This window comes from Pseudomonas sp. 21LCFQ010 (genome assembly GCF_024129905.1).
Lineage (GTDB): Bacteria > Pseudomonadota > Gammaproteobacteria > Pseudomonadales > Pseudomonadaceae > Aquipseudomonas.
Map to the genome: position 1 here is coordinate 25,906 of NZ_JAMYDZ010000021.1, position 25,848 is coordinate 51,753.

Sequence of the window (25,848 nt, forward strand, 5' to 3'; positions counted from 1 at the left end):
CTCGTCTGTTCCCATACCCGGACAGGCAAACCCACCTGTACGCTGCTGCCTTGTCAGGTTGCCAGCATTTGATACTGGCCTGGAATATTCAATGCCCTACCTCCTTCGCGCAATGTTTCCTGCGCTGTTGCTGTCACTGAACCTGACGCACATCATGCCCGCGATGGCTGCCGACCCCGCGCCAGCCAGCGAAACCGCGCCGGCCGAAACGACGGCCGAGCGGCCGGCCCCGCTGCCGCGCGAGCAAGAAGAAGCCCAAGCCCTGGAGCGTCAGTTGCCACGTCAGGACCTGCAACAACTGCAGGCCGGCGATACCACCTTCCTGGCTCTGTGGAAGCCGGCCAATAGCGACGACCCGCAAGGTATGGTGATCATCGTCCCGGGCGCCGACGAGTCGCCGGACTGGCCGGATGTGATCGGCCCCATGCGGCGCAAATTCCCCGATGTCGGCTGGGCCAGCCTGAGCCTGGCGATGCCTGACATCCAGGACCCGGCCTTGCAGGCCCGCGAGCCACAAGCGGCCGACGCCGCGCAACCGGGATCGGCTGAACCGGCCAAAGAGGCTGCCAAGGAACCGGCCAAGGACGCTGCCCAGCCAGCAACCGAAGCCGACAGTGAGCAGGCACGCCAACAGGCGCAAGACGCACTGGCCGCAGCGGCAAAAGCGCTCGCGGAGGCTGAAGCCGAACGCGTGCTGGCACGCATCGACAGCGCAATTGCCTTCGCCCAGCAACACCAGGCCCGCCAGATTATCCTGCTCGGCCACGGCAGCGGCGCCTACTGGGCCGCTCGCTTCGTCAACGAGCGCTCCACCGCGCAAGTGCACAAACTGGTCATGATCGCCGCCCGGGAGCCTGTCAATGCAACGCTCTCGTTGCCGGAAATCATCCCGACCCTGAAGGTCAAAACCGCCGATTTCGTCTACAAGAACCAGCCCTCGCGCGCCGCCGAAGAGCGCCTGCAAGTCAGCAAGCGCAGCAAAGGCCCAGGCTTTACGCAGATAAATCTGGTCAATATGGCGGGTATTTCCGAGGCCGAACAGGAACAGGTGTTCCGCCGGGTCCGCGGCTGGGTGCAGGCCGAGTAACCGGCCCCGCTGATGAACGCGGCGCGACCCTAACGGAAACCGCGCCGTGTCTTGATCAAGGCATAGGCGCTGTGCAGTTCGCGGGTCTTTTCCGTGGCTTCCCGGACCCTCATGGAACTGGCCCCGGCGCCTTCAAGCTTGTCCGGATGATGGCGACTGAGCAGACGTCGATAAGCTCGTTTGACGCTTTTCTGGTCAGCATCGGCCTCCACACCCAGTAACGTCAGCGCCTGCTGATACTCGTCACTGGCACTGACCCGGTTACGCTTCATCGGGTCGTACTCGGCCGCCAGGGTCTGCATCCGTACCGGTGACCAACCCAGCCATTGCCCCCAGGCCGCGATCATTTCCTGCTCGATGCGCGCCACCTTGCCGTCCGCCCAGGCCATGCGCCAACAGGCGCGCAACAACGCCTCGCCGGTTTCCGGCTCGCTGCGCAGGCTACGCAGATAACCGCGCAACCCTTCCTTGCCATCGCGGCCCCGATTGAACGCCTCGATGGCTCGCAGGCGCTCGGCCTCGTTGAAGCGCAGCCGGTCCATCTCATTGCGTGCCTGATGGATATGGCTGGGCACCACCCGGCCCTCGCTCTTGGCCAGGCGCCCCAGCAGGACGAACAGCAAGTCAGCGTCGTGAATCGCTGCCCGGCCACCCAGCCGCTCACGCAAATACGCCCAGTTGCGCAGCTTCAGGCGCCGATCAATGACCTGCCCCAGCAACGCGCCCAACAAGGCGCCCGGAATGTTGGCCAGCGCATAGCCCGCGCCCGCACCGATAATTGTGCCCGGCCACAGCATCAGGCGTTGCCTGCCAGCAGTTGCTCGACTTCTGCCAGCCGTTCAAGGGTGCCGACATCCACCCAGTGCCCGTGAAAATGCTCGCCAGTCACCCGACCGGCACGCATCGCCTCGCGCAGCAGCGGGGCAAGTTTGAAGGCACCCGCCTGACAACCGGCAAACAGCGCCGGATCAATGATCGAAAGACCGCTGTAGGTCAGGCGCCGGGCATCGGTGCGCTCATCAGCGCAATGCTCCTCAGCCAGTTGCTCACCCAGCAAAGAGAAGTCGCCATCAGGGTGATGCGGCGGGTTATCGATCATCACCAGATGCGCCAGGCCGTCGATCTTGCGGCGCAATTGGCTGAAGTCGTAATCGGTCCAGACATCACCATTGACCACCACGAAAGGCTCATTGCCCAGCAACGGCAAGGCCCGGAAGATTCCACCTCCGGTTTCCAGCGGCTCGCCTTCCGGGGAGTAGCCAATGCTCAGACCATAACGCTGGCCGTCGCCCAGGTAATCCTCGATCTGCTGCCCCAGCCAGGCGTGGTTGATCACCACCTCACGGATGCCCGCTGCATGCAGCGCCTTCAAGTGATACTCAATCAACGGCACCCCGGCAGCACGCACCAGCGGCTTGGGGGTGGTCAGTGTCAGTGGACGCATTCGCTCGCCTTTACCGGCGGCGAGAATCATCGCTTTCATCAGGCCCTCTTCAATGATCAGCCAGAAATGCTCAGGCCGGCGCTTCGCCAGGTTGACGCAGCTCAGCCAGTAGTTGCCCCAGTTCGCTCAGCTCCGGCCGTCTGGCCAGCACCGCCTCTATATAAGAGAAGAAGCGCGCAACGTCGCTCAGGTAACGCGGTTTGCCATCGCGATGGCAGATTCGGGCAAAAATACCGATGACTTTCAGGTGCCGCTGCACGCCCATCAGGTCGCTGGCGCGCTGAAACTCGGCAAATTCGGACTGCACTGCAATACCCGCCTCACGAGCCTTGTCCCAATACTGCTGCAACCAGCCAGCCACACGCTGCTCAGGCCAGCTCAGGAAGGCATCCTTGAACAGACAGGTGACGTCATAAGTCACCGGGCCGTAGACCGCATCCTGAAAGTCCAGCACGCCAGGGTTAGGCGCGCTGAGCATCAGGTTACGCGGCATGAAATCACGATGCACCAGGACCTTGGGCTGGGCCAGCGCGCTGTCGATCAACAGGGTACTGACGCGTTGCCAGGCCGCCTGCTGCGCCGTGCTGAATTCGATACCCAGATGGTGCTTCACATACCATTCCGGGAACAGCTCCAGCTCGCGGTGCAACAGCGCCACATCATAGCTGGGCAGCGGCGCGTCCATCGGCAGTTGCTGGAAGGCGAGCAAGGCAGCGATGGCGTCCTCGAACAGCTCATCGGCATTGTGTTCGTTGATCACATCCAGGTAAGTCTGCCGGCCCAGATCGTTGAGCAACAGAAACCCCTGCTCCAGGTCCTGGGCATGGATAACCGGCACGTTGATACCGGAAGTTGCCAACAGTTGCGCGATATCAACGAACGGCCGACAGTTTTCCTGCGGCGGCGGCGCGTCCATCACGATCAGCGTGCGGTCGCCAGCCTGCCAGCGGAAATAACGGCGAAAACTGGCGTCACTGCTGGCTGCGGTCAGGCTCGCCGCAGGAACATCGCCCCAACCATGACGCTGAAACAGCAGCGGTAACTGTTCATCGAGCCAAACTTTGAGCTTTTGCAGACGTATATCTTGATCTGGCATTACAAGGGTCTCCGACGGCGCTAGCCGTCAAGCGGGTCATGCTTTATCATCCGGGATCTTTTTCAGCCCATCGAAAGGCGTGCGGCCCCACGCGGGCAGATGGCGCGCAGGAAGCCCGGACTAATAAGATGGCATTGAAATCCCCCGCGTTTCGTAAAAAATTTCCGTTGCTGGTAACCGGCAGTCTGCTGGCGATGCAACCTCTGGTTTCCACCTCCGTGGTTGCCGCCGACCAGTATGACTGTTCGGTGTCCGCTTCGGGAGCCTGGAACTGCGCGCCGAAATCCAGCGCTGCGCCATTGCCGCCCCGTCCTGCACACACCGCCACGGCCGTCAGCGCCGGCAGCGGCACCGTTGTGTCCGACAGCGCCTCGACAGCAGAGCCCGCCGCCCAACAGGTTACCCAAGCCAAAGGCAAAGGCCTGAAGTCGCGCAGTGCCGACTACAGCCACCTTGACTGGGTACCGCGCGAGAAGCTGACACCTGCGCAGCTGGCCGAAACCGCGCCTTATTGTGCCGGTGCCTATGTCGAGCCGCTGCGCCCGGGCATGGACGACACCACGCCAAAGAACGAGGCGCCGACCTTCATCGGTGCCAAGGCTTCGCGCTACCAGCAGCAAGAGCAGATCGCCTCGCTGGCCGGTGACGTGGTCATGCGCCAGGGCAGCATGCAGATCGAGGCCCAGGAGGCCGCTCTGCACCAGGCTGAAAACCGTGGCGAGCTGACCGGCAACGTACGCCTGCGCGACAAAGGCGCGCTGATCGTCGGCGACCGTGCCGAGTTGCAACTCGACACCGGTGAAGCCCAGGTCGACAACGCCGAATACGTCCTGCACGACTCGCACATCCGCGGTAATGCGCAGTACGCCAAGCGCTCCGAGAACGCCATCATTCGCCTCAAGGACGGTACCTATACCTCCTGCGAACCGGGCAGCAATGCCTGGACGCTCAAAGGCAATAACATCACGCTGAACCCGGCCACCGGTTTCGGCACCGCGACCAACGTCACCCTGCGGGTAAAAGACATACCGGTCCTCTACACACCGTATATCTACTTCCCGATCGACGACCGTCGCCAGTCCGGTTTCCTGCCGCCGACCATCGGCACCGGCAGCGACACCGGCTTCATGCTGGTTACGCCGTACTACTTCAACCTGGCGCCTAACTACGACGCCACGTTGTACCCACGCTACATGAGCAAGCGTGGCCTGTTGATGGAAGGCGAATTCCGTTACCTGACCAAGAGCAGCGAAGGTCAGTTCGGCGGCGCCTGGCTCAACGACGAAGAAGACGAGCGCAAGCTGCAGACCGACTACGACAAGACCCGCTGGATGATCAACTGGCAGCACAAGGGTGGTCTGGATTCGCGCTGGATGACCAAGGTCGACTACACCGACATCAGCGATCCGTACTACTTCCAGGACCTGCAGACCGACCAGATTGGCGTGTCGAAAACCGACTACATCAACCAGCAAGGCGTGCTGACCTACCGCGGCGACAGCTACACCGCGCAACTCAACGCACAGGCCTACAAGCTGGCCACCGTGGCCAACATCACGCCTTACAACCGTCTGCCACAGCTGACCCTGAACGGCACCCTGCCGTACAACCCGGGCGGCCTGCAGTTCGATTATCAAACCGAGCTGGTACGCTTCGAACGTGACCTGCGCAACGGCAGCTTCATCGACGAAAACGGCAATGCCAGCCCGCGCCTGGACAACAACGTCACAGGCCTGGCCCGCGCCAACGGCGACCGTCTGAACCTGGCACCATCGGTCAGCCTGCCGCTGAACTGGACCTGGGGCTTCGTCACGCCCAAGCTCAAGTACGTCTACACCCAGTACGACCTGGACCTCGACAACCGTGGCCAGAACAGCCTGCTGGCCGACGAGCAGTACAGCAGCAGCCAGAACCGCAGCGTTCCGGTGTTCAGCGTCGACAGCGGCCTGTACTTCGACCGCGACACCCAGTTGTTCGGCAAGGACTACCGTCAGACCCTCGAACCTCGCCTGTTCTATCTCTACGTACCGGAGAAGGACCAGACCGACATTCCGGTGTTCGACACGGCTGAAACCACCTTCAACTACAGCTCGCTGTTCCGCGACAACCGCTTCGTCGGCGCCGACCGCATCGGTGACGAGAACAAGCTGTCGCTGGGCGTGACCAACCGCTGGATCGAAGACAACGGCTTCGAGCGCCAACGCTTCAGCATCGGCCAGGCCTTGTATTTCCGCGACCGCAAGGTGCAACTGCCAGGCGTGGTGTTCGCCGACCGCGACGACGCCCAGGCCAACGTTTCGCCTTATGCCCTGGAATACGAGTTCCGCTTCAACCGCGACTGGCGCTTCTCGTCCGACTTCAACTGGGACCCGGACAGCCGCAGTACCCGTTCGGGCAGCGCGATGTTCCATTACCAGCCTGAAGACAACCCGGGCAAGATCATCAACGCCGGCTACCGCTACCGTAATGACCTGGTGCGCTACGACCAGAACACTGGTCGCTGGAGCGTGGGCGGCGGTGACTACGGCACGCCGGGCACCCCTGGCTACGTGAAGGACTACTACAAGATCCAGCAGCACGATTTCTCGGTCATCTGGCCAATCGTGCCGCAGTGGAGCCTGATCAGCCGCTGGCAGTATGACTACAACCGTGACCGCACCCTGGAAGCCTTCGGCGGCTTCGAATATGACAGCTGCTGCTGGAAGCTGCGGCTGGTCAGCCGCTACTGGGTCGACTACGACGAATACAGCCAGGAAGCCCCTCAGAACGAGAAAGGCGACCGTGGCGTGTTCCTGCAAATTGTGTTGAAGGGCCTCGGTGGCGTCACAGGCGCCAAGGTCGAGAGCTTCCTGAACAACGGCATTCAAGGTTATCGTGAACGTGAAGACAAAGCTCTGTAACTGCCTGCGCCCGCTGATGCTGGGCGCCCTGCTGCTGAGCGGTGCGGCCCATGCGGCCGTCCAACCGCTCGACAGCGTAGTGGCCATCGTCGATAACGACGTCATCATGAAAAGCCAGCTCGACCAGCGCGTGCGCGAAGTCCAGCAAACCATCGCCAAGCGCGGTGGTGGCACACCGCCTGCCGAAGCGCTGCAGCCACAGGCCCTCGACCGTCTGATTCTGGAAAACCTGCAACTGCAGATGGGTGATCGCGCCGGCATTCGCATCAGCGACGAAGAACTCAACTCGGCGGTCGAAACCATCGCCCAGCGCAACGGCATGAGCATCGAACAGTTCCGTGCTGCGCTGGCCCACGACGGCCTGTCGTACAACGATGCCCGTGAACAGATCCGCCGCGAGATGATCATCAGCCGCGTGCGTCAGCGCCGGGTGGCCGAGCGTATCCAGGTCTCGGAACAGGAAGTGAAGAACTTCCTCGCTTCGGACCTGGGCAAGGCACAAATGTCTGAAGACCTGCACCTGGCCAATATCCTGATCGCCACCTCTGACAGTGCTTCCTCTGCCGATATCCAGGCAGCGGCACGTCAGGCCCAGGATATCTACGCACAACTGCAGAAAGGCGCAGACTTCGCCCAGTTGGCCATTACTCGCTCGGCAACCGAGAACGCCCTGGACGGCGGTGACATGGGCTGGCGTAAAGCTGCTCAATTGCCGCCGCCGTTCGGCGACATGCTCAGCTCGATGAAACCCGGCGAGATCACGCCGCCTGCGCGGACCCCCGGCGGCTTCATTATCCTCAAGCTGCTCGACAAGCGCGGCGGTGAAGGCCAGGTACAACTGCGTGACGAAGTCCGCGTTCGCCACATCCTGATCAAGCCAAGCGAAATCCGCAGCGAAGCCGAAACCCGTCGTCTGGCCGGCAAGCTGTATGACCGTATCGAGGCCGGTGAAGACTTCGCAGAGCTGGCAAAAAGCTTCTCGGAAGACCCTGGCTCGGCGCTCAACGGCGGCGACCTGAACTGGGTCGACCCCAACTCGCTGGTTCCAGAGTTCCGCCAGGTCATGAACGAGACGCCGCAAGGCGTGCTGTCCAAACCGTTCAAGACCGCCTATGGCTGGCACGTACTGGAAGTGCTGGGACGTCGCTCGACTGACGCCACCAGCCAGGCCCGCGAGCAGCAGGCACTCAATGCCCTGCGCAACCGCAAGTACGATGAAGAGCTGCAAACCTGGCTGCGTCAGATCCGCGACGAAGCCTACGTGGAAATCAAACTTCCTGGCGCTGCCCAGGCCACTCAGTGAAGCCACGCCGCTTCGCCCTGACGCCCGGCGAGCCGGCCGGCATTGGTCCTGACCTTTGCCTGCTGATCGCCGCGCAGCCCCAGCCACACCCTGTGATCGCCATCACCAGCCGCGACCTGCTCCTTGAGCGGGCCGCGCAACTGGGGCTGGCCGTTGAGCTGCTGCCGGTCAGCGCTGACGCCTTTCCTGACACGCCCGCGCCTGCTGGCAGCCTGTATGTCTGGGACACACCACTGGCGGCACCGGTGCGCACCGGCCAGCTCGACAAGGCCAATGCCGCGTTCGTCCTGCAGACCCTGACCCGTGCCGCGCAAGGCTGCCTCGACGGCCATTTCGCCGGCATGATCACCGCCCCCGTGCACAAGGGCGTGATCAACGAAGGCGGTATCGCCTTTTCCGGGCATACCGAGTTTCTTGCAGAACTGACCCACACCGAACAAGTGGTGATGATGCTGGCGACCGGCGATCTGCGTGTCGCGCTGGTCACCACTCACCTGCCTCTGCGCGAAGTGGCCGATGCCATCACTGCAGAACGCCTGGAGCGCGTGACCCGCATCCTGCACAACGATCTGGTCGGCAAGTTCGGCATCAGCACACCGCGCATTCTGGTCTGCGGCCTCAACCCCCACGCTGGCGAGGGCGGGCACCTGGGGCGCGAAGAAATCGACATCATTGAACCTACGCTGGAGCGCCTGCGCAACGAGGGCTTCGACCTGCGCGGCCCGCTTCCGGCCGATACCCTGTTTACCCCCAAATATCTGGAGCACTGCGACGCGGTGCTGGCGATGTATCACGATCAGGGCTTGCCGGTCCTCAAGTACAAAGGCTTCGGCGCTGCGGTCAACGTGACCCTGGGCCTGCCGATCGTCCGCACCTCGGTCGATCACGGCACCGCACTGGATCTGGCCGGCACCGGCCGGATCGACACCGGCAGCCTGTTCGTGGCTCTGCAAACCGCCTACCAGATGGCCGAGACCCATTCATGACCGAGCAATACCAACACCGGGCGCGCAAGCGCTTTGGCCAGAACTTCCTGCACGACGCCGGAGTTATCGACCGTATCCTGCGCGCCATCCGTGCCCGCCCCGAAGACCGCCTGCTGGAAATCGGCCCTGGCCAGGGCGCATTGACCGAAGGCCTGCTGGGCAGCGGGGCACAGCTTGACGTGATTGAGCTGGACAAGGACCTGATCCCGATCCTCAATCATCAGTTCGCCGGCAAGACCAACTTCAACCTGCATCAGGGCGATGCACTGAAGTTCGACTTCAACAGCCTGGGCGCGACGCCGCACAGCCTGCGAGTGGTCGGCAACCTGCCGTACAACATCTCGACACCGCTGATTTTCCACCTGCTGGACAATTCGGCGCTGATCCGCGACATGCACTTCATGTTGCAGAAAGAAGTCGTCGAGCGTCTGGCCGCCGGCCCTGGCGGTGGTGATTGGGGTCGCCTGTCGATCATGGTCCAATACCATTGCCGCGTCGAACACCTGTTCAACGTCGGCCCCGGCGCGTTCAACCCGCCGCCCAAGGTCGACTCGGCCATCGTACGGCTGGTCCCGCACGAGACCCTGCCGCACCCTGCCAAGGATCACCGGCTGCTCGAACGCATCGTCCGCGAAGCCTTCAACCAGCGCCGCAAGACCCTGCGCAACACCCTCAAACTGCTGCTCAGCAGCGAAGACATCGAGGCCGCAGGCGTAGACGGCAGCCTGCGTCCCGAGCAGCTCGACCTGGCGGCGTTCGTCCGTCTGGCTGATCAGCTCAGCGAAAAAAGCCAGGCGCACTGACCCCAAAGACCGGTACGGGGAGCATCGCTGCCGATGACTTTCTCCGTACATGGCGTAGGGTCTGTTGCCGTTTCAGCGCAGGCCGCGTTGCAGCGCCAAATCGTGTCAGGCGAGGCGAAGGACGCAGGAAATGGTCGCTCCCTTTTCAAGTCCTTCGACGAAGCATGGCGCGATTTGGCGCGCAACCCGTAGGGCCGTGGCTGTTTTGTTACACGCACTCCAACAGAGTGGCGCCTATACTGGCCAACAAAACAGGCCTCGGCGCGGTTGTGATGGGATGGCAACAGACCCTAAACTGAGCCAGTGCTTGAGTTTTCCGCCCTTTGCATTCAAGGCCCACTGCATGTCCGACCCTCGCTACCAGATTGATGTAAGCGTCGTAACCCGCTACCTCGCTGAACAATCGAATCCCGAGCAGAGCCGCTTCGCCTTTGCCTACACCATCACTGTCCACAACAATGGCCTGCTGCCAGCCAAGCTGCTGTCACGCCACTGGATCATTACCGATGGTGACGGCAATGTCGAAGAAGTACGCGGCGACGGCGTGGTCGGTCAGCAACCACTGATCCAGCCCGGACAGAGCCACACCTACAGCAGCGGCACCGTGATGCCGGCCAAGGTGGGCAACATGCAGGGCAGTTACCAGATGCTCGCCGAGGACGGCAAGCGCTTCGATGCCGTGATCGTCCCGTTCCGCCTGGCCGTGCCGGGCGCCCTGCACTGATGGCGGTGTACGCCGTCGGCGACCTGCAAGGTTGCCTTGAGCCGCTCAAATGCCTGCTTGAAGAAGTCCGCTTCACGCCTGGCCAGGACAATCTCTGGCTGGTCGGCGACCTGGTCAACCGCGGCCCGCAGTCACTGGAAACCCTGCGCTACCTGTACGCCATGCGCGACTCAGTGACCTGCGTGCTGGGCAATCACGACTTGCACCTGCTGGCCGTGTCGCGCAGGACCGAACGCCTGAAAAAGTCCGATACCCTGAGCGAAATTCTCGACGCACCCGACGGCCAGATGCTGCTCGACTGGCTGCGCCGCCAGAAGCTGCTGCACTATGACGCCGAGCGTAATATCGCCATGGCCCATGCCGGCATCCCGCCACAGTGGTCACTGAAAAAAGCCCTCCGGCTGGCCGCCGAAGTCGAACAGGCGCTGCGCGACGACAAGCAGTACGAACCGTTTCTGGCGCATATGTACGGCAATGAGCCGGCCAAATGGGACAACGACCTGGAGGGCACCACGCGCCTGCGGGTCATCACCAATTACTTTACCCGCATGCGCTTCTGCACCAGCGAGGGCAAGCTCGACCTCAAGGGCAAGGAAGGCATCGACACCGCGATGCCCGGCTACGCGCCCTGGTTCAGCCACAAGCAACGCAAGACCCGTGAGGTGAAGATCGTCTTCGGCCACTGGGCGGCGCTCGAGGGCCGCTGCGACGAGCCTGGCGTCTTTGCTCTGGACAGCGGCTGCGTGTGGGGCGGCAGCATGACTTTGCTCAACCTCGACACGCTGGCGCGCCACCGCTGCGATTGCGATCATAATGGCCGGGCGGTCGCCCCCAACCCGATCACGCCGACACCCGCCCGCCTCATCAACGCCCAGGAGCCTCCGACATGACAGAATTCAAACGTATCGCCCCCGAGCAGGCCCAGGGCCTGCGCGAACAGGGCGCGGCACTGGTCGACATCCGCGACCCGCAAACCTTCGCCAGCAACCATATCGCCGGCTCCCGGCATCTGGACAACCACTCGCTGGCCGACTTCATTGCCAAGGCCGACCTCGACCAGCCAGTGATCGTGGTCTGCTACCACGGCAACTCCAGCCAGAGTGCAGCGGCCTATCTGGTCAGCCAGGGCTTCTCGGACGTCTACAGCCTGGACGGCGGTTTCGAACTGTGGCGCAGCACCTATCCGGGCGAAACCGCGCAAGGCTGACTGAAAAAAAATTTCATAAGGCTCACCCCGCATTCTGCGCGGGCTGGGGCCCGAAACCGACGAACGGTTGAGGGCCCTGTGAGCATATCGCTCCTGTACCTTTGCGAAACCCAACTATCCTTACCCTCAGGCCATCCGTAATCCGGGGAGAGCCGGTACACCGGCGCGTGGGTCATCGGTAGTTACTTTTATGGTGTTCTGGGGGGTAACGGCATCTGGAGACTCAGCTGCCGCCAGCATCGACTGACGATCCGCCGCCGGCTCAACGTATCGAGCGAGGTGACGTCATGAGTATTTTTAGCCACTTCCAACAACGCTTCGAAACCACACGGCAGGAAGAGCTCTCATTACAGGAGTACCTTGAGCTCTGCAAACGGGATCGCAGCGCCTATGCTTCGGCAGCAGAGCGACTGCTGATGGCCATTGGGGAACCTGAACTGGTGGACACCTCCACCAATTCGCGGCTGTCGAGGGTGTTCTCCAACAAGGTCATCAGACGTTACCCGGCCTTCGCCGACTTCCACGGAATGGAAGAGTGCATCGAGCAGATCGTGTCGTATTTCCGCCATGCCGCCCAAGGCCTGGAAGAAAAGAAACAGATTCTCTATCTGCTGGGTCCAGTGGGCGGCGGTAAATCGTCCCTGGCCGAGAAACTCAAACAACTGATGCAGAAAGTGCCCTTCTATGCGATCAAGGGCTCGCCGGTATTCGAGTCGCCACTGGGGCTGTTCAACGCAGCCGAGGACGGCGAAATTCTCGAAGAGGACTTCGGCATTCCGCGTCGCTACCTGAGCACCATCATGTCGCCCTGGGCCACCAAACGGCTGGCTGAATTCGGCGGTGACATCAGCCAGTTCAAGGTGGTCAAACTCTACCCCTCGATTCTCAACCAGATCGGTATCGCCAAGACCGAGCCGGGGGATGAGAACAACCAGGACATCTCTGCCCTGGTGGGCAAGGTCGATATTCGCAAGCTTGAAGAATTCCCGCAGAACGACGCTGACGCCTACAGCTATTCGGGCGCGCTGTGCCGTGCCAACCAGGGCCTGATGGAATTCGTCGAGATGTTCAAGGCGCCGATCAAGGTCCTTCACCCGCTGCTCACCGCTACCCAGGAAGGTAACTACAACAGCACCGAAGGTCTGGGCGCGATTCCGTTCAACGGCACCCTGCTGGCTCACTCCAACGAGTCGGAGTGGCACAGCTTCCGTAACAACAAGAACAACGAGGCATTCATCGACCGGATCTACATCGTCAAGGTGCCGTACTGCCTGCGCGTCAGCGATGAAATAAAGATCTACGAGAAACTGCTGATCAATAGCTCCCTGGCCAACGCTCACTGCGCGCCGGATACGCTCAAGATGCTGGCGCAGTTCACCACCCTGTCGCGCCTCAAAGAGCCTGAGAACTCCAACATCTACTCCAAGATGCGCGTGTACGACGGCGAAAACCTCAAGGACACCGACCCCAAGGCCAAGTCGATTCAGGAGTACCGCGACAGCGCCGGTGTCGATGAGGGCATGACCGGTCTTTCGACCCGTTTCGCCTTCAAGATCCTGTCCAAAGTGTTCAACTTCGACCCGCATGAAGTGGCTGCCAACCCGGTTCACCTGCTGTACGTGCTCGAACAGCAGATCGAGCAGGAACAATACCCGGCCGAAACCCGCGAGCGTTATCTGCGCTTCATCAAGGAATACCTGGCACCGCGCTATATCGAGTTCATCGGCAAGGAAATCCAGACCGCCTACCTTGAGTCCTACAGCGAATACGGGCAGAACATATTTGACCGCTACGTGCTGTATGCGGACTTCTGGATTCAGGATCAGGAATATCGCGACCCGGAAACCGGCGAGATCCTCAATCGCGTGGCCCTCAACGAAGAACTGGAAAAGATCGAGAAACCGGCCGGCATCAGCAATCCGAAGGATTTCCGTAACGAAATCGTCAACTTCGTCCTGCGTGCGCGGGCCAACAACAATGGCAAGAATCCGACCTGGCTGAGCTATGAAAAGCTGCGGGTGGTGATCGAGAAGAAAATGTTCTCCAACACCGAAGACCTGCTGCCGGTCATCAGCTTCAACGCCAAAGCCAGCAAAGAGGACCAACAGAAACACAACGACTTCGTCACTCGAATGGTCGAGCGGGGCTACACCGACAAACAGGTACGGCTACTCTCCGAGTGGTACCTGCGCGTACGCAAATCGCAATAAGACAGCCACAAGCGACAAGCTTCGAGTGGCCAGCACGTCAGTGCGTCGTCCTCACAGGTTCGACGCACTGACCGATGGTCGCGTGAAGCCGGCGTTTCGACAGTCTAACTTGCAGCTTGTAGCTTGGAGCTTGCAGCTCCCCTAAGGGGCCCGTATGAGCTATGTGATCGACCGACGCCTCAATGGCAAGAACAAGAGCACGGTGAACCGCCAGCGTTTCCTGCGGCGTTACCGTGACCACATCAAGAAGGCGGTGGAAGAAGCCGTCAGCCGTCGTTCCATCACCGATATGGAACATGGCGAACAGATCAGCATTCCTGGCCGCGATATCGACGAGCCAGTGCTGCACCACGGGCGCGGCGGCAAACAGACCGTGGTGCATCCCGGCAACAAGGAATTCACCGCAGGCGAGCGCATCGCCCGGCCGCAAGGCGGTGGCGCCGGTAAAGGGGCCGGCAAGGCCAGCAACAGCGGCGAAGGCATGGACGAGTTCGTGTTCCAGATCACTCAGGAAGAGTTTCTGGAGTTCATGTTCGAAGACCTCGAGCTGCCCAATCTGGTCAAGCGCAACCTTACCGGCACCGACACCTTCAAGACCGTACGTGCAGGGATCAGCAACGAGGGCAACCCTTCACGCATCAACATCATCCGCACCCTGCGCTCGGCTCATGCGCGGCGCATTGCGCTGTCCGGCAGCAGCCGCGCCAAGCTCAAGCAGGCCCAGGCTGAACTTGAGCGAATCAAGCTGGAAGAGCCGGACAACTTCGGCGATATCCAGGAACTTGAAACAGAAATAGAACGGCTCAAGGGCCGTATTCGTCGCGTTCCTTACCTGGATACCTTTGACCTCAAATACAACCTGCTGGTCAAGCAACCCAACCCCAGCTCCAAGGCCGTGATGTTCTGCCTGATGGACGTATCCGGCTCCATGACCCAGGCCACCAAGGACGTCGCCAAGCGCTTCTTCATCCTGCTGTACCTGTTTCTCAAGCGTAACTACGACAAGATCGAAGTCGTGTTCATCCGTCACCACACCAGTGCCCGGGAAGTCGACGAAGAAGAGTTTTTCTATTCACGCGAAACCGGCGGCACCATCGTTTCCAGCGCTCTGAAACTGATGCAGGAGATCATGGCCGAGCGCTACCCGGCCAGCGAGTGGAACATCTACGCCGCACAGGCTTCCGATGGCGACAACTGGAACGACGACTCGCCCATTTGCCGGGAAATTCTCACCAAGCAGATCATGCCGTTCGTGCAGTACTACACCTACGTGGAGATCACCCCGCGCGAGCACCAGGCACTGTGGTTCGAATACGAACGCATCGGCGAAGAGTTCGCCGACACCTTCGCCCAACAGCAACTGGTTTCCGCCGGTGATATCTACCCGGTATTCCGTGAACTCTTCCAGCGCAGGTTAGTGACATGACCGCTAGAGATCAGAAACGCCAGCCCCTCTCCACGGGGTCAGAGTGGACATTCGAACTGATCCAGGCCTACGACCGTGAAATCAGCCGTATTGCCGACCGTTACGCCCTGGACACCTACCCCAACCAGATCGAGGTTATTACTGCCGAACAGATGATGGACGCCTACGCTTCGGTCGGCATGCCGCTGGGCTACCATCACTGGTCCTACGGCAAGCAGTTCCTGAGCACCGAGAAATCCTATTCCCGCGGGCAAATGGGCCTGGCCTACGAGATCGTCATCAACTCCGACCCGTGCATCGCCTACCTGATGGAAGAGAACACCATCTGCATGCAGGCACTGGTGGTGGCCCACGCCTGCTACGGGCACAATAGTTTCTTCAAGGGCAACTACCTGTTTCGCACCTGGACCGATGCCAGCTCGATCATCGATTATCTGGTGTTCGCCAAGCAGTACATCACTCAGTGCGAAGAACGCCACGGTATCGATGCCGTCGAAGACCTGATCGACTCGTGCCACGCACTGATGAACTACGGCGTGGACCGCTACAAGCGGCCGTATCCGATCTCCGCCGAGGAAGAGCGCCGCCGGCAAAAAGACCGTGAAGAACACCTGCAACGGCAGATCAACGACCTGTGGCGCACCATCCCGAAAAACGCAGGGAAAAACAGCCAGTCAGACAACGCCCGCTTCCCGGCCGAGCCGCAGGAAAACATCCTCTACTTCATCGAGAAACACGCCCCATTGCTGGAGCCCTGGCAGCGTGAGGTGGTGCGCATCGTGCGCAAGATCGCGCAGTACTTCTATCCACAGCGCCAGACCCAGGTGATGAACGAAGGCTGGGCGACCTTCTGGCACTACACACTGATCAACGACCTCTACGACGAGGGCCTGGTCACCGACGGCTTCATGTTCGAGTTCCTCCAATCGCACACCAGCGTGATCTATCAGCCGGGTTTTGACAGCCCCTATTACAGCGGTATCAATCCCTACACCCTGGGCTTCTCGATGTTTCAGGATATCCGCCGAATTTGCGAGAACCCCACCGAAGAAGACCGCCGCTGGTTCCCGGACATTGCCGGTGGCGACTGGCTGAGCACCATCAAGTTCGCCATGAGCAGCTTCAAGGACGAGAGCTTCATCCTCCAGTACCTGTCACCCAAGGTCATGCGCGACCTGAAGCTGTTCAGCATCATGGACGACGACCAGAAAGATGAACTGCTGGTGCCGGCCATTCATGACGAGGACGGTTACCGCACCATCCGCGAAACCCTGGCCGCGCAGTACAACCTCGGCAACCGCGAACCCAATGTGCAGATCTATAGCATCGACCGACGCGGCGACCGCTCGCTGACCCTGCGCCATCAGCAATACAACCGCAAGCCGCTGGGCGAGTCCACTGACGAGGTACTCAAGCACCTGCATCGCCTGTGGGGCTTTGACGTGCATCTGGAAACCCTGCAGGGCGACCAGGTGGTCAAGACCCATCACGTGCCGCCCCGTGGCGAGGGTGCCGAAAGCGAATACCCGCGCCTGGATCTGGCGGTGGTCCACCACCTCTGAAAGGGCGGCTGCAACAACCTAAGCGAGGCAGCCAGCAGGTCGTTTTGGGAGGTTTCAGAAAGATCGTCATGCACTTTTAACCTCCGTCAGCCCCACACAGGGTTTATCCTGTCGGGCTTACGGAGGTTCTTATGCAGATCTATAAAGTCGGCGGCGCCGTGCGCGACCGCTTGCTGGGGCAACCCGTCACCGATATCGACTGGGTCGTGGTGGGCGCGACCAGCGACGAAATGCTGATCAAGGGCTATCGCCCGGTGGGCACGGACTTTCCGGTATTCCTCCATCCCCTGACCGGTGAAGAACATGCCCTGGCGCGTACCGAGCGCAAGAGCGGGGTCGGCTACGGCGGCTTCGTCTTTCATGCCAGCCCCGAGGTTACGCTGGAACAGGACCTGATCCGTCGCGACCTGACCATTAACGCGATGGCCGAAGACAAGGACGGCAACCTGACCGACCCCTACGGCGGCCAGCACGACCTTGAAGCCCGCATACTCCGTCATGTGTCCCCGGCCTTTGCCGAAGATCCGCTGCGCGTGCTGCGCGTCGCCCGCTTTGCGGCACGTTACGCCGGTCATGGGTTCAGCATCGCGCCCGAAACCATGGACCTGATGCGTCAGCTCAGCGAGTCGGGCGAACTTCAGGCACTGACGCCGGAGCGCAGCTGGAAAGAAATCTCCCGCGCCCTGATGGAGGACCACCCTGAGGTGTTCATTCGTGTGCTGCACGACTGCGGCGCGCTCAAAGAACTGATGCCAGAGGTCGAAGCCTTGTTTGGCGTACCGCAGCCCGAGGCACATCACCCCGAGATCGACACCGGTGAGCATGTACTGAGCGTTTTGCAACAGACCGCACGGCACCAGCAACCACTGAGCGTACGCTGGGCCTGCTTGCTGCATGACCTGGGCAAAGGCGTCACCCCGGAAAGCGAATGGCCCCGCCACATCGCCCATGAACACACCGGCCTGCCGCTGATCAAGGCGCTCAACGAACGCCTGCGCGCGCCGCGAGAATGCCAGGAACTGGCGCTGCTGGTCGGCCAGTACCATACCCTTGGCCACCGGGCACTGGAACTCAAGCCCTCGACCCTGCTGGAGCTGCTGCAGAGCTTCGACGTGTACCGGCGCCCGCAGCGGTTCCAGGAGTTTATCTGCGCCTGCGAAATGGACGCTCGCGGCCGGCTGGGGTTCGAACAGCGCGATTATCCACAGGCAAGCTACCTGCAGGGCGCCGCCGAAACCGCACGCGCCGTGTCGGTACAACCGCTACTGGAAAAAGGCCTCAAAGGCCAGGAACTGGGCAATGCGCTGAAAGAAGCAAGGCTGGATCGGCTGAAGATCTACAAGGCCGAGTATCAGCAAGGACTTCAGGGCTGAAACAGAGCGCCGCCCGGCTGCTCTTGCGGTAAACATCTGCCCCCGTAGGAGCGGCTTCAGCCGCGAAGGCTTCGCCGCTAAAGCGGCTCCTGCGATGCGCCGTGTTTACCGTGCGACAGAGCGGTCTCAAGCAGCTCCGGTGGCGTCAAAGCCTGCCCCCGCCATTCAAACGCCACCGGCCACAATTGCTGGTCGATCTGGGCGCCGGCCCAGAGCTCGACAAACGACTGCCCAGTTCCCGGATGCACACGCTCCGGGGCGATCAATGACAACGGCCACAAGACAAAGGCATTTTTGAGAATTTCAGCGCGCGGCAGGATCAGCCCGTCGAAATTGCCGACCAGATCACCGTACAGCAACACGTCGATATCCAGCGGCAAACCGACGCGATCAGGCGCGTAACGGCCGTTATCTGCCTCGATGAATTTCAACCGGCGGTCCAGTTCAATCAGCGGCAGATCAGTCAGCGCCGAAACCACCAGATTGATGAACGGCCCGCTCTTGATCCCCACCGCATGGCTTTCGAACACGGGCGAGCAACTCAGGTCGGTAAGAAACCCGGCCAGGGCATCAAGCCCGGCTGCCAGGTGCCGTTCGCGCTCGATATTGCTGCCCAGGCCCAGGAAAATCCGCGTCAGCGACATCCGCGCTCGATCTCCACGCCCACACCCTTGGCGGCGGCAACGGCGCCGGGCTTGGTCAGTTTGATGTGCAACCACGGAATGTTGAACTCACTCATCAACACCTCGGCCAGCCGTTCGGCAAACGTCTCGACCAACTGGAACTGGCTCTGCGCAGCAAAAGCCTGGATGCGCTCGGACACACTGGCGTAATCCAGTGCCTTGCTCAGGTCGTCGTTCTCGGCTGCCGGGCGGTTATCCCAGGCGAAACTCAAGTCCAGACGCAGGCACTGACGAATGCTGCGCTCCCAATCGTAGGCGCCGATGACGGTGTCAACTTCCAGCCCTTCGATGAACACTCTGTCCAAGCACTACTCTCCACTGCACGACAAGGGCGCGATGCGCCGTTAGAATCAGGGCATCCTCGCCCGGAATGGTTAGCATGTTTTGGTTACTGGCGATATTCGCCTACCTGCTCGGCTCACTGTCCTTCGCCATCCTGCTCAGCCGCCTCACTGGCAGCCCGGACCCACGTGCCAGCGGCTCAGGCAACGCCGGGGCAACCAACATGCTGCGCCTGGCCGGCAAGAAACTCGCCATCCTGACGCTGGCGGGCGATCTTTGCAAAGGCCTGTTGCCTGTGCTGATCGCCGACTACTGCGGCCTGAGCCACAACGAGCAGGCCTGGATCGGTGTCTGCGCGGTGCTGGGGCATCTGTTTCCGCTGTACTTCCGCTTTCAGGGTGGCAAGGGTGTCGCCACCGCCGCCGGCATGCTGCTCGGGCTGTATCCGCCGGCGGCCTTGCTGGCTGCGCTCATCTGGCTACTGACCTTTCATCTGACCCGCACCAGCTCGCTGGCGGCATTGATCGCCACGCCCCTGACCCTGCCACTGCTGGCCTGGCAGGAACCCAGAGTGCTGCTGCCAGTCAGCGTCCTGACCCTGCTGATTGTCTGGCGTCATCGCGGCAATCTACGCGACCTGCTCGAAGGACGCGAACGACATTTTTGAATGCCCGTATGAAAATTGATCAGCACCGAAACCGCTGCACGTCGCCCGCTCACAGGCTCGGCAACTGCTCCATCGGCCAGCGGGCCTGAACACTGATCCCAAGCCCTTCCTTCTGCCCGGCCAGCAACCGCTGGCAGCCGGCATAGGCGATCATCGCGCCGTTGTCCGTACAGAACTGTGGCCGTGCGTAGAAAACCTGGCCGTTCATCTCACCCAGCATGCTCTCCAGCGACGCACGCAGCGCCTTGTTGGCGCTCACACCACCGGCGATCACCAGGCTCTTGAGCCCGGCCTGTTTGAGTGCCCGCTTGCACTTGATGGTCAAAGTGTCCACCACCGCCTGCTGGAAGGCCAGCGAGATGTCGCAACGGGTTTGTTCGCTGTCGTCGCCAGACGCCTGGCACTGCTGCCAGGTGTTGAGCGCCGAGGTTTTCAGGCCGCTGAAGCTGAACGTCAGGCCCGGACGATCGGTCATCGGCCGCGGAAAAGTAAAACGCCCTGGCACGCCTTTGCTCGCCAAATGGGCAATTTCCGGGCCGCCAGGGTAGCGAAGGCCCATCATCTTGGCGGTCTTGTCGAAGGCTTCACCGGCCGCGTCATCCAGCGACTCGCCCATCAGTTCGTATTCACCGATGCCATCGACCCGGACCAGTTGGGTGTGACCACCGGAAACCAGCAAAGCAACGAACGGAAACTCGGGTGGCTGGGCTTCAAGCATCGGTGCCAGCAGATGGCCTTCCATGTGATGCACGCCCAGCGCCGGAATGTCCCAGGCAAACGCCAGCGCTTGCGCACACGACGCACCGACCAGCAACGCGCCGACCAGCCCGGGGCCGGCCGTGTAGGCAATGGCGTCGATATCGGTGGCCACGCAGTCGGCTTCGGCCAGCACCTGACGAATCAGCGGCAGCATGCGCTTGACGTGATCGCGCGAGGCCAGCTCGGGCACCACACCGCCATACACCCGGTGCAGGTCGATCTGGCTGAATAGCGCGTCGGCCAGCAGGCCGCGCTCGCTGTCGTATAATGCGACGCCGGTTTCATCGCAGGAAGTTTCTAATCCCAGTACTAGCATGGGGTGCGCCTTTTCAGGGGGGCAAACTTGACGAGACCGCGCAAAAGCCTGAGCGCTCAGCCTCAAGAAGGCGCGCATCATAGTCGCCGACCTGCATGCCGACCAGTGCTTTTCGATCAGAGGCTTTGCATTCCTGCTGACGAAGGGGTAACATCCGCAACCCTTAAAAACCGACGTATTCAGTGCAACGTTTGCACGAAGCGTTGCCCCCCGGTAATGAATGAAGGTAGCTCTGGATGCCAGCCGTCAAAGTAAAAGAGAACGAACCCTTCGACGTAGCTCTGCGTCGTTTCAAGCGCTCCTGCGAAAAAGCCGGTGTTCTGGCTGAAGTTCGCAGCCGTGAATTCTACGAGAAGCCAACTGCAGAGCGTAAGCGCAAAGCAGCGGCAGCCGTAAAGCGTCACGCCAAGAAAGTTCAGCGCGAACAGCGCCGCGCCGTTCGTCTGTACTAATACAGACTGACGCCGCAAGCTTCTGCCTTGCCCGGCCATAAGCCGGGCTGTCGGCAGTTGTTGTTTACTGACAAAACCCACCAGGCATTGCCTGAGCAAGCGGGTTTGGTCAGCGCACTTCCAGCCTGACTCCAGGCCGTGCGATGCGTTTTCCTGTAAAGCGCTTCAACGCACAAAGACGTTATGCCCTCGCGACTTTTCTCGCTTAAAGCCAACGGGGCTACGTTTCAACCGGCCACACCAGGGCCGGCTCAAGCGCATCTTTCAAAAAAGCACCTCAACAAAGCTCCCTGTCGTATCAGGGCCGAGTGCATTGACGTCATTCATACCGCACAATGACGAGCGCTGTAACACCGCATTTCGCCTGATGAGAACGCCATGGCCGGGTTGATTCCCCAGAGTTTCATTGACGACCTCCTGAACCGCACCGATATCGTCGACGTGGTGAGTTCGCGCGTGCAACTCAAGAAGGCCGGCAAAAACCATGTGGCCTGCTGCCCGTTCCACAAGGAAAAGAGCCCGTCGTTCAGCGTCAGCCCCGACAAGCAGTTCTACTACTGCTTCGGTTGTGGCGCGGGCGGTAACGCGCTGGGCTTCATCATGGACCACGACAACCTGGATTTTCCCCAGGCTGTCGAAGAACTGGCCAAGGCCGCCGGCATGGAAGTGCCGCGCGAGCAGAGCGTGCGCGGCCAGAAACCGCGCCAGCCAACCGATTCGCCGCTGTACCCGTTGCTGGAAGCCGCCGCCGAGTTCTACCGCCAGGCACTCAAAAACCACCCGGCGCGCAAAGCTGCCGTCGATTACCTCAAAGGCCGCGGCCTGTCGGGTGAAATCGCCCGCGACTTCGGCATGGGCTTTGCCCCACCCGGCTGGGACAACCTCTACAAACACCTGAGCAGTGACAGCCTGCAACAGAAGGTGATGATCGACGCAGGACTGCTGATCGAAAACACCGAGACCGGCAAGCGTTACGACCGCTTCCGCGACCGGGTGATGTTTCCGATCCGCGACAGCCGAGGTCGGGTGATCGCCTTTGGTGGCCGGGTGCTCGGCGACGACAAGCCCAAGTACCTGAACTCACCGGAAACCCCGGTGTTTCACAAAGGCCAGGAACTGTACGGCCTGTATGAGGCGCGCAAATTCAATCGCAACCTCGACGAAATCATCGTCGTCGAGGGCTACATGGACGTCATCGCCCTGGCCCAGCAAGGCTTGCGCAATGCCGTCGCCACGCTGGGCACCGCCACCAGCGAAGAACACCTCAAGCGGCTGTTTCGCGTGGTGCCCAGCGTATTGTTTTGCTTCGACGGCGACCAGGCCGGTCGCAATGCCGCCTGGCGCGCACTGGAAGCGACGCTGTCGAGCCTGCAGGACGGGCGCAAGGCACGCTTTCTGTTTCTGCCCGAAGGCGAAGACCCGGACACCTTGGTGCGCGCCGAAGGCACGGACGCCTTCAAGGCGCGGATCAACCAGCATGCACAACCGCTGGCTGATTACTTTTTCGAACAACTGACCCATGAGGCCGATCCGCGCTCACTGGAGGGCAAGGCACACCTGGTAACGCTGGCCGCGCCGCTGATCGAAAAAGTCCCCGGCGCCAACCTGCGCACCCTGATGCGCCAGCGCCTTAGCGAGATTACCGGGCTCAGCGGCGAGGCCATGAGCCAGATGGCGCACAATGCCCCGGCGCAGAGCATGCCGGCCCATGACAGCCATGCTGACTACAACGGCATGCCTGACTACGCCGACTTTGCTCCGGCGGGCGGCTATGAAGCCTACGATCAGGAGCCGCAGTGGACGCCGCCCAGAGGTCGCGGCGGTGCCGGTCGTCAGAATCAGAAAAAATGGGACGGCAAGCCCTGGAACAAGAAAGGCCAGGGTCAGGACTTTGAACAACGCAAGCCGCGCACGCCGGTTACGGTCGAGCAACCGATGCAGACCGCCCTGCGCACCTTGCTGCACCACCCGGAACTGGCCGAAAAGGTCGACAATGCGAGCCGGTTTGCCGATGAAGACAATTTCCAGGCGCAGCTGCTGGTCGCTTTGATCGAAGCCCGGCAAAAGAATCCGGGGTTGCGGTCGTTACAGTTGATAGCCCGCTGGCACGGCACCGAACAGGGCCGTTTGCTGCGCGCACTGGCCGAAAAGGAATGGTTGATCGAGGCCGACAACCTTGAACAACAGTTTTTCGACACTATAACTAGGTTAACCGCCCGCCAACGCGAGCGACTCCTGGACCGTTTGATCACCAAGGAAAAGCAGACCGGGCTGACTGCAGATGAAAAAATCCAGCTCTTGAGTCTGCTTTGTCGCAAAGAGCAGACACAAAACCCGACCTCAACTGGCGCGTGAGGTCCTAGCTCGGGTATAATCCTCGGCTTGTTTTTTGCCCGCCAAGACCTTCAGTGGATAGGGTGTTATGTCCGGAAAAGCGCAACAGCAGTCTCGTATTAAAGAGTTGATCACCCTGGGTCGTGAGCAGAAGTATCTGACTTACGCAGAGGTCAACGACCACTTGCCTGAGGATATTTCAGATCCTGAGCAGGTGGAAGACATCATCCGCATGATCAACGACATGGGGATCCCGGTCCACGAGAGTGCTCCGGATGCAGACGCCCTCATGCTGGCCGATGCCGACACCGACGAAGCAGCCGCTGAAGAAGCCGCCGCAGCGTTGGCGGCGGTAGAAAGCGACATCGGCCGCACCACCGACCCGGTGCGCATGTACATGCGCGAAATGGGTACGGTCGAGCTTCTGACCCGCGAAGGCGAGATCGAAATCGCCAAACGCATCGAGGAAGGTATCCGGGAAGTCATGGGCGCTATCTCCCATTTCCCTGGCACCGTCGAATACATCCTCTCCGAATACACTCGCGTCACCAGCGAAGGCGGTCGGCTGTCCGACGTCCTGAGCGGCTACATCGACCCGGATGACGGCATTGCGCCGCCAGCCGAAGTGCCGCCGCCAATGGACGAAAAGACCGCCAAGGCTGCCGAAGGTGACGACGACGAAGACGAAGAGTCCGAAAGCGGCGACGACGAGGAAGAGGCCGAGAGCGGTCCGGACCCGGTCGTTGCCCAGCAGCGTTTCGGTGCTGTTGCCGACCAGTTGGCAATCGCCCTCAAGGCCCTGAAAAAAGGCCGTGACGACAAGCAGGCCATCGCTGAAATGCTGGCCCTGGCTGATCTGTTCATGCCGATCAAGCTGGTGCCGAAGCAATTCGAAGTGCTGGTCGAACGCGTCCGTGGTGCTCTGGAGCGCCTGCGTGCCCAAGAGCGCGCCATCATGCAACTGTGTGTGCGTGATGCCCGCATGCCACGTGCCGACTTCCTGCGCCAGTTCCCTGGCAACGAAGTTGACCTGGCCTGGAGCGACTCGCTGGCCAACAGCAAGAGCAAGCATGGCGAAGCCATTGTGCGCTTCCAGCCTGACATCAAGCGTTGCCAGCAGAAGCTGCGCGACCTTGAAGAAGAAACCGGCCTGACCGTTGCTGAAATCAAGGACATCAACCGTCGCATGTCGATCGGTGAGGCCAAGGCCCGCCGCGCCAAGAAAGAAATGGTCGAGGCGAACCTGCGTCTGGTGATCTCCATCGCCAAGAAGTACACCAACCGTGGTCTGCAATTCCTCGACCTGATCCAGGAAGGCAACATTGGTCTGATGAAGGCGGTGGACAAGTTCGAATACCGTCGCGGCTACAAGTTCTCGACCTACGCCACCTGGTGGATCCGTCAGGCCATCACCCGGTCGATTGCCGACCAGGCGCGCACCATCCGTATTCCGGTGCACATGATCGAAACGATCAACAAGCTCAACCGTATTTCCCGGCAGATGCTGCAGGAAATGGGTCGTGAACCGACCCCGGAAGAGCTGGGCGAGCGCATGGAAATGCCTGAGGACAAGATCCGCAAGGTACTGAAGATCGCCAAAGAGCCGATCTCCATGGAAACCCCGATCGGTGACGACGAAGATTCGCATCTGGGCGACTTCATCGAGGACTCCACCATGCAGTCGCCAATTGACGTGGCGACCGTAGAGAGCCTCAAGGAAGCCACCCGCGAAGTGCTGTCGGGCCTCACCGCCCGCGAAGCCAAAGTCCTGCGTATGCGTTTCGGTATCGACATGAACACCGACCACACGCTGGAAGAAGTCGGCAAGCAATTCGACGTGACCCGTGAGCGTATCCGTCAGATCGAAGCCAAGGCGCTGCGCAAGCTGCGCCACCCGACCCGTAGCGAGCACCTGCGCTCGTTCCTGGACGAGTAAGCGCTTCAGCGTTCACCAGAACCCCCGGCTTGCCGGGGGTTTTGCGTTTCTGAGCCCTACCCATAACCCTGTAGGACCGGCCGGGCGGCGATCCGTTTTATCCGCGAAGCTTCGCAGCAAAGCAGCTCTTACATACCTCCCCAATCCCACCAATCATCATTTACCCGGCAAGCCCGGCAAATATGTCCTACACCTATGTACGCCACGGGCAAAAAACCTGTGCGCACCGGCCCCCTGTTGTAGCCGGCCTCACTCGCCCGCTTCAACAAGGATGTGCATTCATGCATGGACTTATACT

At 61.0% G+C, this 25,848-nt stretch carries 22 protein-coding genes; 16 read left to right on the forward strand and 6 right to left on the reverse strand.

Annotated features, from left to right (window positions below):
- Positions 1-91 precede the first annotated feature (91 nt).
- Positions 92-1,087: an alpha/beta hydrolase family protein gene (locus tag NJC38_RS21030; protein ID WP_253116951.1), complete on the forward strand. Its 996-nt coding sequence runs from the start codon at positions 92-94 to the stop codon at positions 1,085-1,087.
- Positions 1,088-1,116: 29 nt separating this feature from the next.
- On the opposite strand, the gene NJC38_RS21035 is transcribed toward NJC38_RS21030, so the two are convergent.
- Genes NJC38_RS21035 through NJC38_RS21045 form a run of 3 tightly spaced genes read right to left on the reverse strand, consistent with a single transcriptional unit; the run spans position 1,117 to position 3,627 of the window.
- Positions 1,117-1,884 carry a TerB family tellurite resistance protein gene (locus NJC38_RS21035; RefSeq protein WP_253116952.1) on the reverse strand — a complete coding sequence of 256 codons (768 nt, stop codon included), beginning with the start codon at positions 1,882-1,884 and terminating at the stop codon, positions 1,117-1,119.
- Complete coding sequence (gene murU, locus NJC38_RS21040; RefSeq protein WP_253116953.1) at positions 1,884-2,570, reverse strand: N-acetylmuramate alpha-1-phosphate uridylyltransferase MurU; 687 nt, start codon at positions 2,568-2,570, stop codon at positions 1,884-1,886. The genes NJC38_RS21035 and murU overlap by 1 nt, the downstream gene beginning before the upstream one ends.
- 31 nt (positions 2,571-2,601) lie before the next feature.
- On the reverse strand, positions 2,602-3,627 hold the full coding sequence (locus tag NJC38_RS21045) for a phosphotransferase (protein WP_253116954.1): 1,026 nt from the start codon (positions 3,625-3,627) through the stop codon (positions 2,602-2,604).
- A 128-nt stretch (positions 3,628-3,755) separates the two neighbouring features.
- Here NJC38_RS21045 and NJC38_RS21050 point away from each other — a divergent pair, with 128 nt between their 5' ends.
- From NJC38_RS21050 to NJC38_RS21100, 11 genes are all read left to right on the forward strand, one after another.
- Positions 3,756-6,527, forward strand: a complete 2,772-nt coding sequence (locus tag NJC38_RS21050) for an LPS-assembly protein LptD (RefSeq protein ID WP_045484266.1) — start codon at positions 3,756-3,758, stop codon at positions 6,525-6,527.
- A complete protein-coding gene (locus tag NJC38_RS21055; protein ID WP_253116955.1) occupies positions 6,508-7,830 on the forward strand; it encodes a peptidylprolyl isomerase in 1,323 nt (440 codons plus the stop codon). The genes NJC38_RS21050 and NJC38_RS21055 overlap by 20 nt, the downstream gene beginning before the upstream one ends.
- Positions 7,827-8,816 carry a 4-hydroxythreonine-4-phosphate dehydrogenase PdxA gene (gene pdxA, locus NJC38_RS21060; RefSeq protein WP_253116956.1) on the forward strand — a complete coding sequence of 330 codons (990 nt, stop codon included), beginning with the start codon at positions 7,827-7,829 and terminating at the stop codon, positions 8,814-8,816. The genes NJC38_RS21055 and pdxA overlap by 4 nt, the downstream gene beginning before the upstream one ends.
- Positions 8,813-9,619 carry a 16S rRNA (adenine(1518)-N(6)/adenine(1519)-N(6))-dimethyltransferase RsmA gene (gene rsmA / locus NJC38_RS21065; protein WP_045484275.1) on the forward strand — a complete coding sequence of 269 codons (807 nt, stop codon included), beginning with the start codon at positions 8,813-8,815 and terminating at the stop codon, positions 9,617-9,619. The genes pdxA and rsmA overlap by 4 nt, the downstream gene beginning before the upstream one ends.
- Positions 9,620-9,962: 343 nt before the next feature.
- Complete coding sequence (gene apaG, locus NJC38_RS21070) at positions 9,963-10,343, forward strand: Co2+/Mg2+ efflux protein ApaG (protein WP_045484278.1); 381 nt, start codon at positions 9,963-9,965, stop codon at positions 10,341-10,343.
- Positions 10,343-11,233 (forward strand): symmetrical bis(5'-nucleosyl)-tetraphosphatase, encoded by an 891-nt coding sequence (locus tag NJC38_RS21075; protein ID WP_045484280.1) that lies wholly within the window; start codon positions 10,343-10,345, stop codon positions 11,231-11,233. The genes apaG and NJC38_RS21075 overlap by 1 nt, the downstream gene beginning before the upstream one ends.
- Positions 11,230-11,550 (forward strand): thiosulfate sulfurtransferase GlpE, encoded by a 321-nt coding sequence (gene glpE / locus NJC38_RS21080; RefSeq protein WP_045484283.1) that lies wholly within the window; start codon positions 11,230-11,232, stop codon positions 11,548-11,550. The genes NJC38_RS21075 and glpE overlap by 4 nt, the downstream gene beginning before the upstream one ends.
- Positions 11,551-11,837: 287 nt before the next feature.
- The gene (locus tag NJC38_RS21085) at positions 11,838-13,760 is read left to right on the forward strand and encodes a PrkA family serine protein kinase (protein WP_045484288.1); all 1,923 of its coding nucleotides are present in this window, start codon (positions 11,838-11,840) and stop codon (positions 13,758-13,760) included.
- Positions 13,761-13,914: 154 nt separating this feature from the next.
- The gene (locus NJC38_RS21090; protein WP_045484290.1) at positions 13,915-15,186 is read left to right on the forward strand and encodes a YeaH/YhbH family protein; all 1,272 of its coding nucleotides are present in this window, start codon (positions 13,915-13,917) and stop codon (positions 15,184-15,186) included.
- Positions 15,183-16,748, forward strand: a complete 1,566-nt coding sequence (locus NJC38_RS21095) for a SpoVR family protein (protein WP_045484293.1) — start codon at positions 15,183-15,185, stop codon at positions 16,746-16,748. The genes NJC38_RS21090 and NJC38_RS21095 overlap by 4 nt, the downstream gene beginning before the upstream one ends.
- Positions 16,749-16,879: 131 nt before the next feature.
- Entirely contained in the window at positions 16,880-18,121 is a 1,242-nt protein-coding gene (locus tag NJC38_RS21100; RefSeq protein ID WP_253116957.1) for a multifunctional CCA addition/repair protein, read from the forward strand.
- A gap of 77 nt (positions 18,122-18,198) precedes the next feature.
- On the opposite strand, the gene folK is transcribed toward NJC38_RS21100, so the two are convergent.
- Together folK and folB are read right to left on the reverse strand one after the other, a co-directional pair.
- The gene (gene folK / locus NJC38_RS21105) at positions 18,199-18,765 is read right to left on the reverse strand and encodes a 2-amino-4-hydroxy-6-hydroxymethyldihydropteridine diphosphokinase (RefSeq protein ID WP_253116958.1); all 567 of its coding nucleotides are present in this window, start codon (positions 18,763-18,765) and stop codon (positions 18,199-18,201) included.
- Positions 18,756-19,109 (reverse strand): dihydroneopterin aldolase, encoded by a 354-nt coding sequence (folB, locus tag NJC38_RS21110; protein ID WP_045484303.1) that lies wholly within the window; start codon positions 19,107-19,109, stop codon positions 18,756-18,758. The genes folK and folB overlap by 10 nt, the downstream gene beginning before the upstream one ends.
- Positions 19,110-19,183: 74 nt before the next feature.
- Here folB and plsY point away from each other — a divergent pair, with 74 nt between their 5' ends.
- Positions 19,184-19,753, forward strand: a complete 570-nt coding sequence (gene plsY / locus NJC38_RS21115) for a glycerol-3-phosphate 1-O-acyltransferase PlsY (RefSeq protein ID WP_045484306.1) — start codon at positions 19,184-19,186, stop codon at positions 19,751-19,753.
- 49 nt (positions 19,754-19,802) lie between these two features.
- Here the strand turns inward: plsY and tsaD are convergent, their stop codons facing one another.
- On the reverse strand, positions 19,803-20,828 hold the full coding sequence (gene tsaD / locus NJC38_RS21120; RefSeq protein ID WP_045484309.1) for a tRNA (adenosine(37)-N6)-threonylcarbamoyltransferase complex transferase subunit TsaD: 1,026 nt from the start codon (positions 20,826-20,828) through the stop codon (positions 19,803-19,805).
- A gap of 236 nt (positions 20,829-21,064) precedes the next feature.
- On the opposite strand from tsaD, the gene rpsU reads away from it, so the two are divergent.
- From rpsU to rpoD, 3 genes are all read left to right on the forward strand, one after another.
- Entirely contained in the window at positions 21,065-21,280 is a 216-nt protein-coding gene (gene rpsU / locus NJC38_RS21125) for a 30S ribosomal protein S21 (protein WP_003255575.1), read from the forward strand.
- A gap of 378 nt (positions 21,281-21,658) precedes the next feature.
- Positions 21,659-23,635, forward strand: coding sequence for a DNA primase (gene dnaG, locus NJC38_RS21130; protein WP_253116959.1), 1,977 nt, complete (start codon positions 21,659-21,661; stop codon positions 23,633-23,635).
- A gap of 67 nt (positions 23,636-23,702) precedes the next feature.
- A complete protein-coding gene (gene rpoD, locus NJC38_RS21135) occupies positions 23,703-25,550 on the forward strand; it encodes an RNA polymerase sigma factor RpoD (RefSeq protein ID WP_045484316.1) in 1,848 nt (615 codons plus the stop codon).
- Positions 25,551-25,848: the final 298 nt, after the last annotated feature.

Coding starts and splice junctions, on each gene's coding strand:
- NJC38_RS21045 (WP_253116954.1), bottom strand. CDS start 3,627: ATGCCAGATCAAGATATACGTCTGCAAAAGCTCAAAGTTTGGCTCGAT.
- murU (WP_253116953.1), bottom strand. CDS start 2,570: ATGAAAGCGATGATTCTCGCCGCCGGTAAAGGCGAGCGAATGCGTCCA.
- NJC38_RS21095 (WP_045484293.1), top strand. CDS start 15,183: ATGACCGCTAGAGATCAGAAACGCCAGCCCCTCTCCACGGGGTCAGAG.
- folK (WP_253116958.1), bottom strand. CDS start 18,765: ATGTCGCTGACGCGGATTTTCCTGGGCCTGGGCAGCAATATCGAGCGC.
- glpE (WP_045484283.1), top strand. CDS start 11,230: ATGACAGAATTCAAACGTATCGCCCCCGAGCAGGCCCAGGGCCTGCGC.
- NJC38_RS21030 (WP_253116951.1), top strand. CDS start 92: ATGCCCTACCTCCTTCGCGCAATGTTTCCTGCGCTGTTGCTGTCACTG.
- NJC38_RS21035 (WP_253116952.1), bottom strand. CDS start 1,884: ATGCTGTGGCCGGGCACAATTATCGGTGCGGGCGCGGGCTATGCGCTG.
- apaG (WP_045484278.1), top strand. CDS start 9,963: ATGTCCGACCCTCGCTACCAGATTGATGTAAGCGTCGTAACCCGCTAC.
- rpsU (WP_003255575.1), top strand. CDS start 21,065: ATGCCAGCCGTCAAAGTAAAAGAGAACGAACCCTTCGACGTAGCTCTG.
- NJC38_RS21050 (WP_045484266.1), top strand. CDS start 3,756: ATGGCATTGAAATCCCCCGCGTTTCGTAAAAAATTTCCGTTGCTGGTA.
- rpoD (WP_045484316.1), top strand. CDS start 23,703: ATGTCCGGAAAAGCGCAACAGCAGTCTCGTATTAAAGAGTTGATCACC.
- tsaD (WP_045484309.1), bottom strand. CDS start 20,828: ATGCTAGTACTGGGATTAGAAACTTCCTGCGATGAAACCGGCGTCGCA.
- NJC38_RS21085 (WP_045484288.1), top strand. CDS start 11,838: ATGAGTATTTTTAGCCACTTCCAACAACGCTTCGAAACCACACGGCAG.
- rsmA (WP_045484275.1), top strand. CDS start 8,813: ATGACCGAGCAATACCAACACCGGGCGCGCAAGCGCTTTGGCCAGAAC.
- NJC38_RS21100 (WP_253116957.1), top strand. CDS start 16,880: ATGCAGATCTATAAAGTCGGCGGCGCCGTGCGCGACCGCTTGCTGGGG.
- dnaG (WP_253116959.1), top strand. CDS start 21,659: ATGGCCGGGTTGATTCCCCAGAGTTTCATTGACGACCTCCTGAACCGC.
- NJC38_RS21075 (WP_045484280.1), top strand. CDS start 10,343: ATGGCGGTGTACGCCGTCGGCGACCTGCAAGGTTGCCTTGAGCCGCTC.
- NJC38_RS21090 (WP_045484290.1), top strand. CDS start 13,915: ATGAGCTATGTGATCGACCGACGCCTCAATGGCAAGAACAAGAGCACG.
- plsY (WP_045484306.1), top strand. CDS start 19,184: ATGTTTTGGTTACTGGCGATATTCGCCTACCTGCTCGGCTCACTGTCC.